13 protein-coding genes are annotated in these 16,072 nt (G+C 40.1%); 12 read left to right on the top strand and 1 reads right to left on the bottom strand.

Annotated elements, in window-relative coordinates; translation table 11 throughout:
• The first annotated feature begins 11 nt into the window (after positions 1 to 11).
• From ACP2AF_RS00990 to ACP2AF_RS00970, 5 genes are all read left to right on the top strand, one after another.
• The gene (locus tag ACP2AF_RS00990) at positions 12 to 1,010 is read left to right on the top strand and encodes an AraC family transcriptional regulator ligand-binding domain-containing protein (protein ID WP_425234380.1); all 999 of its coding nucleotides are present in this window, start codon (positions 12 to 14) and stop codon (positions 1,008 to 1,010) included.
• Positions 1,011 to 1,185: 175 nt separating this feature from the next.
• Entirely contained in the window at positions 1,186 to 2,859 is a 1,674-nt protein-coding gene (locus tag ACP2AF_RS00985; RefSeq protein ID WP_425234379.1) for a DUF4038 domain-containing protein, read from the top strand.
• A 143-nt stretch (positions 2,860 to 3,002) separates the two neighbouring features.
• Positions 3,003 to 4,181 carry a DUF6786 family protein gene (locus tag ACP2AF_RS00980; protein WP_425234378.1) on the top strand — a complete coding sequence of 393 codons (1,179 nt, stop codon included), beginning with the start codon at positions 3,003 to 3,005 and terminating at the stop codon, positions 4,179 to 4,181.
• Between the two features lie 68 nt (positions 4,182 to 4,249).
• Entirely contained in the window at positions 4,250 to 4,654 is a 405-nt protein-coding gene (locus ACP2AF_RS00975; protein WP_425234377.1) for an EthD family reductase, read from the top strand.
• A gap of 6 nt (positions 4,655 to 4,660) precedes the next feature.
• The gene (locus ACP2AF_RS00970) at positions 4,661 to 5,857 is read left to right on the top strand and encodes a hypothetical protein (RefSeq protein ID WP_425234376.1); all 1,197 of its coding nucleotides are present in this window, start codon (positions 4,661 to 4,663) and stop codon (positions 5,855 to 5,857) included.
• Between the two features lie 80 nt (positions 5,858 to 5,937).
• On the opposite strand, the gene ACP2AF_RS00965 is transcribed toward ACP2AF_RS00970, so the two are convergent.
• Positions 5,938 to 6,318 (bottom strand): putative quinol monooxygenase, encoded by a 381-nt coding sequence (locus tag ACP2AF_RS00965; RefSeq protein ID WP_425234375.1) that lies wholly within the window; start codon positions 6,316 to 6,318, stop codon positions 5,938 to 5,940.
• Positions 6,319 to 6,452: 134 nt separating this feature from the next.
• Between ACP2AF_RS00965 and ACP2AF_RS00960 the strand changes: the two genes are divergently transcribed.
• The 7 genes from ACP2AF_RS00960 to ACP2AF_RS00930 all read left to right on the top strand — a co-directional run bounded on the left by ACP2AF_RS00960 (position 6,453) and on the right by ACP2AF_RS00930 (position 15,988).
• On the top strand, positions 6,453 to 7,445 hold the full coding sequence (locus ACP2AF_RS00960) for a GlxA family transcriptional regulator (RefSeq protein WP_425234374.1): 993 nt from the start codon (positions 6,453 to 6,455) through the stop codon (positions 7,443 to 7,445).
• Between the two features lie 232 nt (positions 7,446 to 7,677).
• Positions 7,678 to 8,796, top strand: a complete 1,119-nt coding sequence (locus ACP2AF_RS00955) for a tetratricopeptide repeat protein (RefSeq protein WP_425234373.1) — start codon at positions 7,678 to 7,680, stop codon at positions 8,794 to 8,796.
• Between the two features lie 151 nt (positions 8,797 to 8,947).
• Positions 8,948 to 9,685 (top strand): DUF6503 family protein, encoded by a 738-nt coding sequence (locus ACP2AF_RS00950; protein WP_425234372.1) that lies wholly within the window; start codon positions 8,948 to 8,950, stop codon positions 9,683 to 9,685.
• A 50-nt stretch (positions 9,686 to 9,735) separates the two neighbouring features.
• Positions 9,736 to 10,479 carry a hypothetical protein gene (locus ACP2AF_RS00945; protein ID WP_425234371.1) on the top strand — a complete coding sequence of 248 codons (744 nt, stop codon included), beginning with the start codon at positions 9,736 to 9,738 and terminating at the stop codon, positions 10,477 to 10,479.
• 87 nt (positions 10,480 to 10,566) lie between these two features.
• A complete protein-coding gene (locus tag ACP2AF_RS00940; protein WP_425234370.1) occupies positions 10,567 to 11,517 on the top strand; it encodes a TolB family protein in 951 nt (316 codons plus the stop codon).
• Positions 11,518 to 11,688: 171 nt separating this feature from the next.
• Positions 11,689 to 14,541 (top strand): DUF1549 domain-containing protein, encoded by a 2,853-nt coding sequence (locus ACP2AF_RS00935; protein WP_425234369.1) that lies wholly within the window; start codon positions 11,689 to 11,691, stop codon positions 14,539 to 14,541.
• A gap of 13 nt (positions 14,542 to 14,554) precedes the next feature.
• Positions 14,555 to 15,988 (top strand): DUF1501 domain-containing protein, encoded by a 1,434-nt coding sequence (locus tag ACP2AF_RS00930; RefSeq protein ID WP_425234368.1) that lies wholly within the window; start codon positions 14,555 to 14,557, stop codon positions 15,986 to 15,988.
• Positions 15,989 to 16,072 lie beyond the last annotated feature (84 nt).

The following is a 16,072-nucleotide window of genomic DNA, read 5'->3' as shown; positions in this document are numbered from 1 at the left end:
ATTTTTGTCATATGTATTTCACAACTACCATTATTTCAGATTTTATTGAATATGCCAAGTCACTAGGAGTGGATGTACGGTCGTTGGAACATAAATTCTCCTATTTACAAAGTCGGAAGTATATTGATTACAGCACCATTGTTGAGGTATTAGGTTATTTACAACAGAAATTGAACGATGAATACCTGGGCTTGCATATAGGAGAACAAATTGCGTTAAAAGCTACCGCTTATGTGGATCAAATCATGCAAAATAGTGAAACACTTGAGGCCTCTTTTAAAAATGCAGTTCACTATTCAAAACTTATCAGTGACGCTTTGGAAAGTTCCCTATTGAAAAATGAGGACAACTACACCGTTGTTTTTGAAGAAAATCCCAATTGGAAAGTACAACACTCCTATGCTAGGAGACAGATACTGGATTTAACGGTTTTATCTTGCTTAAAATCCCTAATGGCATATACAAACAGGACATACTACCCTGTGAAAATCAAGTTCCACACCGAAAAACCAAAGAGTTTAAAGGACTATTATAGGCTCTTTAATTGTAGCCTTAAGTTCAATCAACCAAAGACCGAAATAATCTTTGGGAAACAGATTTTTGATCGACATTCAAGAACAATAAAGTTTGGATTGCTTGAAAATTTAAAACAGAAAGTCGCAAATGAGATCAAGAGTTTGAATACGGAAACCCAGTTAATCTATGATCTAAAAAAATGCATTTTAAACCACAAACCACAGCGTATTCAGATAGCGGAAGCTGCCGCTCAACTTAATTTATCCAAAAGAACGCTTCAGAGAAGGTTAAAAGAACTGCATACGAATTTCAAAAAAGTGGAATATGAGCTTCAACTTAATTTGTCCAAAACCTATCTGGAAGAACAACAGAAATCCATAGAAGAGATAAGTTACCTTCTTGGGTTTTCCGAAAGCAGCGCCTTTATTCGGTTTTTCAAGTTATTGACAAAAAAAACGCCTACTGAATACCTTAACGATGCAGCCTCGCGATAACCGCAATTTTTTACTGGCCCGTTCGCAGGTAGAATGGAATTTGCTAACTTAAAACCTGTTTACTTAAAAAGATGGATTTGAACATATATAAATTCAACGATTCCTTTTAATGTCCCCTTATAGGTTTCAAAATTGAGAGGCCGTCATAAATAGTTGCCGAACTGTTGATCGCATTATGAAAATATTTATCCGTATCACCTTAGTTGCTCTGGGCATATTGAACACCTATTCACAAGATGAAGGGTCTTTATTGGAGCTTAAGGTTAGAAATTGTATTACATTAAAAGTCTCGGAAGATGCTACAAACTTCAATTGGATATCTGGAAATCAAGATATAGCATATGTAGATGAGAATGGCGTAGTTTGTGGAATTAATACCGGACGAACCAGTATTTCGGCAGTTTCAAAAGAATCAAAACAAAATTATTTATTCAACATTAGTATAATTTCAAATCAAAAGCCCCAAATAGAAAAGGAAAAATCCAACACCGTCGAGCAGAATACTATTTGTAGGGAAAGTAAGATAGTATTGGACAAAATACTGAAAAAGCATAACAAAAAATCGACTGACCCGCGAATTGGAATTTCGAAAAATGGGAGATATTTAGTATTCAACGAAAACGATAAACCTGTAGTTTTCATTTCGCAGACCCTCTGGTCCATGACCAGAAGATTGACCAGAAAACAGATTATTGAAATATTGGATATATGTGTTGATCAGGGATTTACAGCCATTCAACTTATTGCCCATTCACATTATATGGGTGAAAATATGTATGGAGACACCCCCTTTAAAAATGAAGATTTTTTATGCCCGATACTAACCGAAGGAAACGATTGCGGCAATGAGTTGCAATATGATTGGTGGGACCACCTTGAATTTATAATTGAGGAATGTATAAAACGGGAATTGCTTGTTTGTTTATTGCCGACCTGGCGTGAACAATGGAATCAAAAAACCAACCTAAATAAACACAATGCTTTTACTTATGGAAAATTCATTGGTTCAAGGTATCGCCATTTAAATGAATGGATTATTTGGGTTATGGGAGGTGATGCAGCGCCTAACGATGAAAACAAGTTGATGATTCAAAGGGAATTGGCAAAGGGAATAGCCTATGGTGTAAATAACATAGAGGCGTATGATAATTTGATGATGTCATATCATACATTTGGACCATCAATGACAAACTTATACTTTCCGGTAGACGAAGATTTTATGGATTTTAATACAATTCAGTCGGGTCAAAGTTTGAATCGATTAAAGGGCATGATAGAAAAAAGTTGGAAAACACAACACAAACCTACCATTGATTTTGAACCATTTTATGATAAAAACGGCGAGTTACAAAATGAAACGAGAACGACCATAATCTCGGGAATTTTTAGGGGTGGATTTGGAACTTCATATGGTTGCTGGAATATTTGGCATTGCGGCGCAAGAAATGATATTGCAAAATTTAGCATTCCAGAATCACTTGAAAATAGTTACGGAGCCCATATAAAGCATCTTAAAAGAATTATAACGCCCCATTTTATTGAATACAGGATTCCCGATCAGGATGTGTTGCTAAACAATACAACATTAGATGATAAAAGGATATTGGCAAATACTTCAATAGATGGCAGTTTTATTTATGTTTATTCGCCAAAAGGTGAACCTTTTACGGTTAATCTAGATTATATTAAAGGTAATCGGATAGTTTCTAAATGGTTCAACCCGACCAATGGACAAATTCAGTTTTTAGATTTGGCAGAAAAAGAAACTGGACAAAGGAAATTCTCTCCACCATCAAATGGGGCATTGCATTCAGGTAACGATTGGATATTAATAATTGAAAAAAAATAACCCAACTTACATTTGTAGACAAATGGCCAACAAAAAAATGGGATTTTTGGGAGCCCTCGAACTGTACGGAACAATGGTTCCTAAAACTCATGTGGTCTGGCAATAAACATACTATTTCCTGTTAACTATCATAAACGGAAACCATGAAAAACACTCTTTGTGCAATACTAGCTTTGTCCATTCTAAATACTTGTATGAAACCCAATGAAAAAGGGACATTTGGTTATGATCTACATTTTTTGAATACGAACAAGAAGACAATTGTACTTAAAAACAATAATGACAAATGCCAGTTGGTAGTCATACCCGATTATCAAGGTCGGGTAATGACCAGTACTTCCAACGGTCTGGAGGGGAAGAGCTACGGATGGATCAATTATGACCTCATAGCATCCCAAAAATTTGAGGAACAAATCAATGTTTTTGGGGGAGAAGATAGGTTTTGGCTAGGACCCGAAGGGGGGCAGTATTCAATCTTTTTTAAAAAAGGGGACGAGTTTACCTTGGAAAATTGGTCTACACCAAAATCAATTGACACGGAACCTTTCTCGTTAGCTGAAAACAAGGAAACTTCCGTTGTTTTTCACAAGGATATGCAACTGACCAACTATCAGGGGTATGAATTTAATGTTAACGTTGGGAGAAGGGTATCGCTACTTGATAAAGCACAGATTAAAACGAACTTACAGCTCAATTTTGATGATGAAATGTTGTTCGTAGGATTTCAATCCGAAAACACAATGACGAATACAGGTTCTTCGGCTTGGACGAAAGCTAACGGACTACTTTCCATTTGGATACTGGGTATGTATACGCCATCGGAAAATACAACCGTTATCATCCCTTATAAAGATTCCCTAAAACTGAATACGGATTATTTCGGAGAGATCGACTCGGATAGACTAAAGATCAACGAAAAGACCATACTTTTCAAAGGAGATGGAAAATATCGATGCAAGATCGGGGTTCCTTTTCAAAATGCCCTGCCAATGTTTGGTAGTTATGATTCGGAAAACAACGTTCTTACCCTAGTGGAGTATTCTACAACGGAGGGAACTTCTTATGTAAACTCTTTATGGAAACATCAAGATGATCCATATAAAGGTGATGTTATCAATTCCTATAATGATGGCCCTTTAGAAAACGGTAAGCAAATGGGACCATTTTATGAGTTGGAATCGTCATCCGCGGCCAAAGAATTAGAACAAGGGAATTCCATTACCCATATCCATAAAACCTATCACTTTGAAGGAGCATATGAAAGCCTGAACAGCATAGCCAAACAAACCCTGAATATCGACCTTGATGAAATTAAGTTTTAACATCAATGGTTGAAAGTCAATACCGTAAAAAAATACTATCTTTCCACAAATCATTAAATCCCAACAAAATGAAAACCAAAATTATTGCTTTGATCCTTGGTGCGGTAATCCTCACCGCTTTTCAGCAGAATACCTCGGCCGATGCCAAAACCAAGAAAGGAATGATAAAAGTAACCATCCTCTATCCCAACGGTGATGGGAAAACATTTGACATGGACTACTATTCCAAGAAGCACATGCCCATGCTCAAGACCTTAATGGGCGACTCCTTAAAACTATTGGAAATAGATAAGGGAATTTCAGGCCGGACACCTGATGAACCTGTTCCCTATTTGGCCATTGGATATTTATACTTCGACAAGCTTTCCGCCTATCAAAACTCCTTTGGACCCAATGCGGAAAAAATTGTAGGTGACATCCCGAACTATACCAATACTCAGCCAATTGTTCAAATTAGTGAAGTATTGCAATAATAACGAATGAAGTATTGTGTTCCCCTCATTTTGTTATTGCTTTTCTCGTGTACTACCAAAAAGAATTACGAGGACCAAAGATTTAAATATTTGGGGCAAGAAACTCCAGATACTATTCCTCGAATTTTTGGAGAAGGTATCGTATCGGTCAAGGGCAGATTTGATATGGGGCTAACCATTTCGCCGGACGGCAAAAGCATGGCCTTTGGGGTAGCCCATGAATCCGATTCCGAGGAAACTTGTATCTACCTTATGAATTATAGGGACGGGAAATGGACTTCCCCAGATAAGTCCTTTCTTCCAGACAATAGCAATACCTTCTTTCCGATGTTCGATCCTACTGGAAAAGAACTCTATTTTACCAAATCAACAGACAGTTCGGAAACAGATTTATGGGTTGGTCACTATTCGAACCATAAGGTTATCGACCCTAGACCCTTGGATTCCGTAGTTAATTCCGAATCAAGGGAGGCCGGGCATGGTAAATCAAAAAATGGAACCTTGTATTTTACCTCTAACCGAGACGATCAAAACCAATGTTGTGGTGATGTCTATCGTTCGGAACTGGAACCGAAAGGTTATGTTACAATTCAAAAGGTGGATGGTCTAAATTCCAATTCGGATGAAGAAAGTCTGTTTTTGTCCCCCAACGAGGATTACATCATTATTCAGGCATGGAAAAACGAATTTGAATCCAAACATGACCTATATATCAGTTACAGAACAAAAAATGGTTCATGGACCATTCCAGATAGGCTAAATCCTAACATAAACGGGAAGGAAATTGAGCAGCGACCATTTGTATCCTCGGATAATAGGTTCTTGTTTTTTAGTAGAATGCACATAACACAAGAGAATGGTCAGGATGTATTTGATTCCGATATCTATTGGGTAAGTACCAAGTCGGTCTTTAAACCATATCCTTATAACACCGAAATTGAAGTTCGGGTAAGCAACAATGAAAAATTTGAGATAAATTTTCCGCACGATTTATTTAAGGACATCGATGATAGTAAGCTATTGTATGAGGTATCTATGGAAAATAATTCCGAATTACCGGAATGGATCAAATTCGATTCCAGTAGTTTATCCTTAAATGGGGTTTGGAAGTCCAAAGTCCCTCAGACCATTAAGGTAATCGCGACCGATAGTTCGTGGAATTCGGGAGCATTCAAATGTAAACTTGAGGAAAAAAGCTACTGACATCATATATGTGAACTGTTAGGCTTCATCCAAAAAAGACGGAACATGTCCTCATCGTTCCGCCTTTCCAAATTGTGTTTTTAGTGATTTAAAGCTCTCTCAAACCCAAAAACCCCTGGTGCAAAAGTGGCGTTAAGGCCCATTCCAATTGCCGCTTGCTTCATCTCTTCCGGGACTTCACCACAAAACAGGAACTCCCCGGGCACCGCTATTTCCAATAGATCCTGGAAATGCCCGGCAGCTGTAGTTCCCAAATGGAATCCGACCGCACCGGCATCTATAAAAAGATCCATGACTACTAGTTTAGAAGATGTATCGTCAAAATAGCACTGAACTTTTAAGGCTCCCGGTTCATTGGAATGCATTTGATTTTCAACTTCTCGATAGATTGCTTTTAACTCTTCTGATTTACCTTCTTTGGCCGTCCAGGTATACACTACCATTACTTCTTGACTTTCCATATTATTTATTTTTCGTTATTGATTACATTTCAAAATTATGGCGTAATTTGGGTATTAAAATGTGTCTTTTACGACTATTTAAGGGGTTGTTTTAGACACTTTAATGAATTATCTTTATAGTTAATTTGTTGATTATGAAACACATTAGTGTAATTGTTCCATCAGGTAATAGCATCGTAGATACCATAATTGCACCTTTCAACCTGCTTAAAATGGCAAACGCACATCATAAACGGTTAAATGGACAAACGGAGAATCTTTTCAAACTCGATTTAGTAGGTCTATCAAAGGAAGCCATAGTATATCAAGGCTTGTTTAGCATACAACCAACCGCCACTATTCATGAGATATCCAAAACCGATCTAATACTTATTTCTCCCATAAGTGGGGATCTGGATGAAGGAATTCGAAATAATATGGATTTTGTAAAATGGATCAAAGCCCAAAGAATTGAAAACGATGCTGAAATTGCCAGCTTATGTAAGGGTGCATTTCTTCTGGCCGAAACAGGTTTGGTAAATGGGAAATCCTGTGCCACACATTGGACCGCCCATGACCTCTTCAAGGCCAAATATCCCGAAGTAAAACTTATTCCTGAAAAGATTATTTGCGAAGACAATGGTATATACTCAAGTGGCGGGGCTTATTCCATCTTAAATTTCACGCTTTACTTGATAGAACGGTATTTTGGAAGGGAAACCGCCATATGGTGCTCAAAGGTCTCCGAAATCGATTTTGATCGATTACGTCAGGATGAGTTTATTATTTTTAGTGGACAAAAGGACCATTCGGACGAACCGATCAAAAAAGCACAACTCTATATTGAAAACAACTATCAGAACAAATTGAATGTGGACGAGATTGCGCAAATGCTGAATTTGAATGGTCGGAGTTTTTTGAGGAGATTTAAGAAAGCTACCCATAATACCCCATTGGAGTACATACAACGAGTTAAGGTTGAAGCGGCAAAAAAGAAACTGGAATCAACCGCAAAAACCGTTCTGGAGGTAATGTACGGCATTGGATACAATGATGAAAAGGCATTTAGAAACACCTTTCGAAAGTATTCGGGACTATCCCCAAAGGAATATCAAAGAAAGTACAACCGCGAAATGGCAATTGCTTAGATTTAGAAAACAAGTGAAGCGTTAATTTTAAAAACAAATCTGCCGTGGTATCCCCTTTCTTCTTTTAAGGTAGAAAGACAAAGAACCCTGTACAACTTCTCACATTGTTTGGAATATACGTCCATTTGGATCTAGCCATACACAACTGTAAAGGTATTTCTATCCACGAATCCGAGATTCGGATATTTTTAATCATTGGATGTATTGCATTCTGTTCAGCTATACCTTAAAGATGAAAAATCATTTCCTTCTCGCATTGGTAGTACAGAATATGGTATTGGCCACATGTTCCGAGTCCAACAAAAATTCCATCATTCAAAAAAACGAAGCCGATCTGCTTATAGATAGCCTTGCCAATACCGATTTACCTAAAAGTGACAAGATTCGTTCGATTAGGAACGCAGGTTTCTCCTATTACTATAACGGTGACATCGATTCGGCCCATACAATGTTCACGTATACTTATCTGCAAGACCCTACCGACATTGAAAATATGTATGCCGTGGCCTTGGTCAATTCCATCCATGGTAATTATGACCAATCTTTGGCGCATTTAAACAAGATAATACACAGAGATTCTATCGCCAAGTTAAGTGCCTATGGATCCATGGCAATGATCTATTCTTTTAGGGGCGAGGAGGAAAAAGCCAGAAACCTTGTCGATACGATGCTAAAAAGCAATCACGATAAAATCCGAAGGGAAGCCTATTCCATTGCATCGGTTTTATCCATTAAAAAGGACTCTATAGCCCAGGCCATAGATTTCATGAAATTAAGGATTCCCATATCCAAAAAACTATATACCTCATCTTCTCCCAGATTGGAACATCCGTATTGGGATTATCACTTAATAGGGAATATTTACCTTACGGAGCACCTACCAGATTCGGCGGCACAGTACTTTGATGAAGGTCTCGCTTTGGTGGATTCGAAAGATAATCCAAAGACTATTAGCGTCATCAAAGATGATTATACCTACTTTAGGAGCATGTATCTTCTGCAAAAAGGATTCTATGATGATTCCTATACCTATTTCAAAACAGACTTTAAGAGCAACAAAAATGGATATGGCGGAATTTGGGCACGAATACTAATTGAAAAGAACCTCCCGGATAGTGCATTGACCATATTGAATACATATTGCCGTAACGGGTACTATAAAAAATTTCTGGAAGGTAAAGTCTATCTCGAGTCGGGTAAGTTTAAAAAAGCTGATACTCTTTTTAAGGAGGTCCTTGGATTCCATCAGGTGGGCGAATGGTATTGGCAACATGAATATGCATTGATTTGCAAAGAAATCCGGGACATTTACCTGGACGCCGGAAAGATGGGAATGGGTGAAAAGGAATGATAAGAATTTGGGTCTCATCTATCCCGTGAAGCGTTAAACTTCTGCTCCATAGCCTAGTACGGTAAATTTCCAAAACCGCCGAGCCCGTAAATCCAATACAAAAAGTTATCTTAGTACTATGTCGAAATAGACCATTCTAAAAAATAGTACCATGAAAACATTGAAATTATTTACTGTATTTTTATTTATTCTGGTAGCATTGGGTTGGAAAACAAATAATCCAAATTGCAAAAACAGTACTTACATATTAAACCAAGTAAAAGAAAAATACGATGTTAATCATCATTGGGCAACTTCGGAGATAAAGGTTCACATCCAAGAACCTAGAGTGAACAACCCTCAAAGATATACCAAATTGAATCTTAAGAATTCAGATGACTATTTTGAAATGGAAAGGTTTAGGGAAGACGGAATCGTCAAAAGGATACTTACCGGAGATGGGGAAAGCAAAATATTCCTCAACGGGGAATCAGAGTTGCCAAAATCTATCATAGAGCAATACAGGTTGAACGTGGAAAGGAGTATAGGCCATAAAAAGTTTTACAAGTTAATGTACGGCCTTCCCATGTCCTTATCCGATAACCTTTGGGAGCAGATAAGACCTGCTCAAAAAGCGGAATTTGGAGGGATGGAAGTGTATAGGGTTGCCATGGAATTAAAAGATGAAATGATAAGCAAGCATTGGACATTACTAATAGAGGTGGAAACGTATACTTTATTGGCAATCGAGTTTAATCATCCGGAAGATCCGGGAAAAGAGGAAGAAATCATTACGTTTGAAGGTGAATTTGAAATTGATGGAATAAAGATTCCCCGAATTAGAAACTGGTATATAAAAGGAACCAATGAATATCTGGGTACGGATATCATTGTGGAAGAGCTTAACTAAATTACACCACGGACAAGGTCAAAACATCAATTCCCCCCAAACGTTAGCTATTGCATTACGGTGGACCGTTATGCCAGACCACTATTATGGAACGCGGTAAAAATCACAATTACTTCTTAAAAACGACGGCTGTTTGCTCTTTTCTCGGAGCCTTGTCCACTGCCTTGCTCATTTTTCTTCCCAATCCGGATGCACCTGATTTTGAAACAAGGTCATCCCTTTATAATAACGGCCTTTACCTCAGCAAGCTTTGGATTCTTTTTATCCACCCACAGGTAAACCTATTGGCCAGCCTTGGAATTGCCTATTTGCTACTCAAAAAATACCCGTTACAGATAGTTTTCGGAACATTTTTTCTACTGGTCTGGGCCTACACGGAAATGGCCCAACAATCGCTCTTGATCGATACGCTGAACCAAATTTGGCGACCAGGATATGTGGAAGCGGACAATGAAGTTTCAAAAAACATGTTCGAAACCTTGATCAAGGCCGCGAACGGCATCTCCGATAGCCAATATTTTTTGGTCATTTATGGTTTTGGCCTCGGGTCCTTATTTTATGGGTTGGCATTGGTACGAGAGGACGGATTGGGAAAATGGATCGGGATAGCCCTATTGTTTATAGGTATTCTTAGTTTGTCCTCGTTTGCTCGGTACTATCTGGGCGTCACATCCCTTAATGAAATTGTCAACTGGTCCTACAAATGGATTTATACGTATTTACAACCCTTGGTAAGAATAGCCATTGGGCTTTGGATTTTAATGGAAATCAAAAAAAGGTACAACACCGCATAAGTTGGCTGTTGTATACATTCTTCTATTCGAACATCTCAAATTGAATTCAAGCCAATAAAAGAATTACATTGGTGAAAATCCAAATCCATGATTCACGTCAAAATTCGTTGTGTACAAAAAAGAATTTTCCTGGCCATTCTTTTAGCAGCCGGACACCAGGCCTCGGGTCAGGAATGTGATCTTGGTCAAAAATCCTATTTTTCACCAAGATGGTCCAAAGACGGAAATTGGATATCATTTCATAGCAACGTAACGGGTAACAGGGAAATTTATCGGTTTGACTATGTGCAATCCAAAGTTGAAAGACTTACAACCACGGCCCACCAAGAACGGGTACCGGTAATTTCACCTGATGGAAAAAGCATTCTCTTCTTTAGAACTGAAAAGGACAAAAAATATTCGGCTTTGTTTACGATGAATCTGGATAATCGAAAGGAAGTGCCCTTAACGGATTTACAGGGCAAAAATTTAGATCCGGACTGGTCACCGAACATGGACCGATTGACCTATGTTTCGACTTCGGACGGAAATTGGGAAATTTATGTTATGGACCAAAATGGTACCAATAATACAAGGCTTACGTATAACGATGTATTGGATTATTCTCCGCATTGGTCTCCCAATGGGGAGCAAATAGCCTTTATTTCAGGGGAATCCGGCCAGGAGGATATTTGGCTCATGAACTCTGATGGAACAAGAAAAAGAAATCTTACTCCGGATAACAGGGAGGAGATTTCCCTTAGTTGGTCTCCGGACGGCAACCAAATCGTGTTCTCATCAAGAAAATCCAAAACAGAATTTTCAAACGCAATTGAAAAGGAAAGATCAAAAAAATCCAACAATAGTTCCGAGATATTCATTTTAGATTTGAAATCAGGCCAAATCCGCCAAATCACATCCAATACCCATTTGGATGTATATCCCAGCTGGTCCCCGGACGGAGACAAAATAGTATTCTGCAGTTGTAAAAATGCCCATTTGGAACTTTATACCATGAAGGTTGATGGAAGTTCCGAGGTTAAAATAGATCTGGACTAATTCTTGAAGTTCGGAACAATGTCAATTACTGCGCTCCTAGCAGGTAACCTAGGTCCTCTTATCTACTTAAAAAGCCCATTGAATATGTTAAAACCCTTAGCAAATCCTTTTCAAATAGTACGCAACATATATCTCAATGGGATTCCATAAAAAATATGCTTATTTTCAAACATGGAAGAAAATGTATGGGCTTGGGTGCTTCAAGTATTGGGTCGGCTACATCCCTTGGTGGTCCATTTTCCCATAGGATTATTGGTGGTTGCCCTGTTTTTGGAAGTACTTACGGTAAAAGGAAAGCGCTCCGGGCTTAGGGAAGGAATCAATTGGATGATATACATTGGAACGTTTTTTGCCGTATTAGCGACAATCCTTGGGTGGTTGCTCCGTACGTTCGATGATTACTCCGGAGAGCTGGTACAGCTACATCAGAATTTGGGCATACTAACAGCAGTACTAAGTGTTATTACCGCCTTCCTCTTGCGGCAGACGGTATCGGGAAAACTTAAGAATTATCTGGCCTACAGATCCGTTTTAATAGTATCGGTTATTTCCCTTTCTATTACCGGTCATTTGGGTGCCAGTCTTACCCATGGCGAGGATTTTTTGTCCAGTGCCCTACCTGGAAACCGGGATTCTTATGACGATAGCAAGGCAGAGGCATTATTGGCCCAATTGCACCAATTGGATTCCTTATCGGAAACCGATTTGGACGACCTTAACTTGGAAGTACGAGCCATTTTTGCTCATAACTGCTATCAATGCCACAGTGAAAACAAACAAAAGGGGGAACTGGTCCTGGAAAACAAAAGAGGGGTTTTTAAGGGAGGAGAATCCGGAGCAGTGATTGTTGCGGGAAAACCCAAGGAAAGCGAAATCTATAGAAGAATAACCCTGCCTCCCAATGCGGATGGGGTAATGCCTAAAAAGGGAAAGGTATTGAAGGACAATGAAATTGCCCTGATCCGGTTATGGATCGAAAAAGGCGCCCATTGGTCCGATCGTGCGCTTAAAGTATTCCCAGAGGCACCACTTGCCTTGACCAAACCGGATTTACCAAAATCGACAGGGGAAGAACACCCCATAGATAAGTTAGTGACTGCATATTTTGAAAAAAATGCTGTTGACTGGCCACAAGTAGTAGATGATAAAACGTTTATACGGAGATCCTATTTGGACATTGTAGGCCTACTTCCCCAACCCGGGTCAATTGACCGATTTGTGACCAATTTAGATCCGAACAAACGAAGTAGACTGATCGATAGCCTGTTAAACGATACCCATAATTACACCCAACACTGGTTGAGTTTTTGGAATGACCTACTACGGAACGATTATTCGGGGACCGGTTTTATTACAGGTGGAAGGAAACAAATCACCGATTGGCTCTACAAATCCCTATTGGAAAATAAGCCCTACGACACCATGGTCAAGGAATTGGTAGATCCAACCCCCGAATCCGAAGGGTTCATTAAGGGCATAAAATGGCGTGGGGTGGTCAATGCCAGTCAACGGACCGAGATGCAGGCTGCCCAGAATATCGGTCAATCCCTAATGGGAGTAAATGTTAAATGTGCTTCATGTCATAACAGCTTTGTAAGTAACTTAACCCTAGATCAGGCGTATGGCTTCGCCTCCATATTTGCCGATTCGGTATTGGAACTGAACAGATGTGACAAGCCCATCGGAAAAATGGCCAAGGTCAATTTTCTGTATCCAGAGTTGGGATCGGTGGAAGCGGATAGCTTGGGCGAGCGCTTATCAAAACTTTCAGAACTTATCGTAAAACCTGAGAACGGGCGGCTGTACCGAACTATTACCAATAGAATTTGGGAAAGACTTATGGGAAGGGGCATCATAGAGCCGGTGGACGAGATGGATAATACCCCTTGGGACGGGGCTTTGCTTGACTGGTTAGCAGCAGATTTCATTGATTCAGGGCATAATCTGAAACAGTTGATAAAGACCATCATGACTTCAAAAACCTATCAGCTCCCGGCTGTAAGTTATAAAAAACTGGAACAAATAAAATCAGCTCAATACGTATTTAATGGCCCAGTGATCCGACGCATGAGCGCCGAACAGTTTGCGGATGCCGTTAGCCAGATCATAGCTCCGGCGTACTACGCTGCGGCTTATGACCCATCCGGAATGGATAGCTCCCCCAATAGAATTTGGCATAGGGAAATAAAATCCGATCGGGATGTACTCCCTGATCCGGGAAAACGATATTTCCGCCACACATTCTCTTTGGCCCGTAAAGAAGTTGTTAAAGCAGATGCCCTGATTTCGGTAGATCATTCCTATGCATTTTATCTAAATGGCCAAAAGGTTTCCATGGGCACGGATTGGAAAAAAGTAGATAAACTGGATGTAACAAATTTCTTGAATCCCGGAAAGAATACAATAGCCATTGAGGGGACCAATGAAGGGAATATAGCCAACCCGGCCGGAATCTTGTTCAGGATGAAAATCCATCAAGAGGATAATCTGGAGACCATCGTAGAATCCGGTAACGGTCAAGATTGGAAAAGTACGGACGTACCTCCGGATAAGGATTGGAGGGATACAGCATTCGATGATGGGCATTGGAAAGCGGTACGGAATTATGGCTCCAAACATTGGGATAGGTTATTGGATTTCAAATTCGGGGACAGTATCCCTTCTTTTGCCCGTGCAAGTCTGGTAAGGCAACATCCCTTTATGAAGGCCCTGGGACGCCCGAGCAGGGAAAATGTAGCCACCTCCCGGGATGACCAGGCTACCTTATTGCAAGCTCTTGAACTCACTAATGGGGCATATTTCAACAAGGTGTTGGAAGAAGGTGCAAGCTCTTGGTTAGCGGAACATGACACGAATACAGAAAATATGGTAACTTCCTTATATCTCAAATCCCTTGGTCGAAAGCCCACAAAAGAAGAAAAGGGTATTATGGTTGCTACCTTGGGGAATTCACCGGATAAAGAAGCGGTACAAGACCTGTTTTGGGCCACTTTGCTTTTACCTGAATTTCAGTTCATCTATTAAGAATTTAAAGGTTATGGAAGAGCATATGGAAAATTCACGTAGGGAGTTTATGAAGAAAATGGGAGCGGCCAGCCTGGCAGCGGCGGCCACAAGTATTCCCACGGCCAGTTTTCTGAGTTCATGTACCTCGGCCCCAACGATTACTTCTAAGGCGGATACCGTAATCCTTCTGTGGATGGCCGGTGGCATGGCCCATACCGAAACATTCGATCCCAAAGCCTACGCACCGTACGAAAAGGGAGTGGAGAGCAAACGGGTCTTAAGTACATTTCCAAAAGTGCCAACGGTTGTGGATGGTCTGTATTTTTCCGAAGGGCTTGAGTCCATCGGTAGCGTTATGGACAAGGGAGCCATTATTCGATCTTATAAATCCGCTGATCTAGGGCATATCCTTCATACACGTCATCAGTATCACTGGCATACCTGTTATGAACCGCCCCAATCTGTTCAAGCCCCGCACATCGGGGCTTGGATTGCCAAGGAATTGGGGGCGGTAAATCCGGTTATCCCTCCTTTTATTGCCATGGGCCAACGTTTTACCGTAGGAGAAGGGGAGGAATTAAAGGCTTTTCATTCTGCCGGTTTTCTAGGTAGCGAATACGGCCCGTTTTTGATTCCGGATCCCTCAAGTGGGCTTGATAGCGTAAGACCCCCGCAAGGGATGTCCCTTAAAAGGTTCGAAGCGAGATATAAACTCTATACTGAATTGGCCAATAAGAACGCCATAATGGAACAAGGCAGTGATTATCAGAGAGAATCCTTGATGCGGTCCATGGAGCAGTCCTATAGGTTGTTGAATTCCCCCGAAGCCCAAGTATTCGATCTTACCCAGGAACCCAAGGAGAAGTATGATATTTATAATACCGGTAGATTTGGTTTGGGATGTTTGACTGCCAAAAGATTGGCCATGAACGGAGCTAGGTTTGTTAGCGTTTCTACGGAATATGAGCCATTTCTTGGATGGGACACCCATGAAAATGGACATACCAGGGTAGTAAAAATGAAGGAACTCATAGACGGTCCTATAGCCCAACTCGTTAAAGATTTGGATGAATCGGGGCATTTGGAAAGGACCCTTATCGTATTGGCCAGTGAATTTAGCCGGGATGCCCTGCTCGAGGGTCGCCCAGGAAAAAAAGTAAAAGATCAGGTGGATCAACCGGATATCATCGAGGATGAAAGATTCTATGGAATGCATAGACATTTTACGGACGGTAGTTCCATATTACTATGGGGAGGCGGAATAAAGAAAGGTCTTGTCTACGGGAAAACGGCGGATGAAAGACCCTGCTCCTCCATAGAAAATACTGTGGTAATCGATCAGGTACATCAATCCATATACCACGCTTTGGGCATACATCCTGAAACAAACTATGTTATAGAAGGAAGACCTTTCTATACCACTCCGGATGGGCAGGGAGAACCTATCTTGGATTTGTTTGCTTAAACCAACTTTTCTCAATGAATTTGATATTAAAAATAGTAGTGCGTATCCCATTTAAATCAATAGCATAGGTTTAGGGGAAATATC

The sequence above is a fragment of the Ulvibacterium sp. genome (genome assembly GCF_965248315.1).
GTDB lineage: Bacteria > Bacteroidota > Bacteroidia > Flavobacteriales > Flavobacteriaceae > Ulvibacterium.
The sequence above is the reverse complement of the archived record's forward strand: the minus strand, read 5'-3'. Positions and strand labels throughout refer to the sequence as shown.

Bases quoted from the DNA above. Each gene is read 5' to 3' on its own strand.
- ACP2AF_RS00990 (WP_425234380.1), top strand. From the start codon at position 12: ATGTATTTCACAACTACCATTATTTCAGATTTTATTGAATATGCCAAG.
- ACP2AF_RS00985 (WP_425234379.1), top strand. From the start codon at position 1,186: ATGAAAATATTTATCCGTATCACCTTAGTTGCTCTGGGCATATTGAAC.
- ACP2AF_RS00980 (WP_425234378.1), top strand. From the start codon at position 3,003: ATGAAAAACACTCTTTGTGCAATACTAGCTTTGTCCATTCTAAATACT.
- ACP2AF_RS00975 (WP_425234377.1), top strand. From the start codon at position 4,250: ATGAAAACCAAAATTATTGCTTTGATCCTTGGTGCGGTAATCCTCACC.
- ACP2AF_RS00970 (WP_425234376.1), top strand. From the start codon at position 4,661: ATGAAGTATTGTGTTCCCCTCATTTTGTTATTGCTTTTCTCGTGTACT.
- ACP2AF_RS00965 (WP_425234375.1), bottom strand. From the start codon at position 6,318: ATGGAAAGTCAAGAAGTAATGGTAGTGTATACCTGGACGGCCAAAGAA.
- ACP2AF_RS00960 (WP_425234374.1), top strand. From the start codon at position 6,453: ATGAAACACATTAGTGTAATTGTTCCATCAGGTAATAGCATCGTAGAT.
- ACP2AF_RS00955 (WP_425234373.1), top strand. From the start codon at position 7,678: ATGAAAAATCATTTCCTTCTCGCATTGGTAGTACAGAATATGGTATTG.
- ACP2AF_RS00950 (WP_425234372.1), top strand. From the start codon at position 8,948: ATGAAAACATTGAAATTATTTACTGTATTTTTATTTATTCTGGTAGCA.
- ACP2AF_RS00940 (WP_425234370.1), top strand. From the start codon at position 10,567: ATGATTCACGTCAAAATTCGTTGTGTACAAAAAAGAATTTTCCTGGCC.
- ACP2AF_RS00935 (WP_425234369.1), top strand. From the start codon at position 11,689: ATGGAAGAAAATGTATGGGCTTGGGTGCTTCAAGTATTGGGTCGGCTA.
- ACP2AF_RS00930 (WP_425234368.1), top strand. From the start codon at position 14,555: ATGGAAGAGCATATGGAAAATTCACGTAGGGAGTTTATGAAGAAAATG.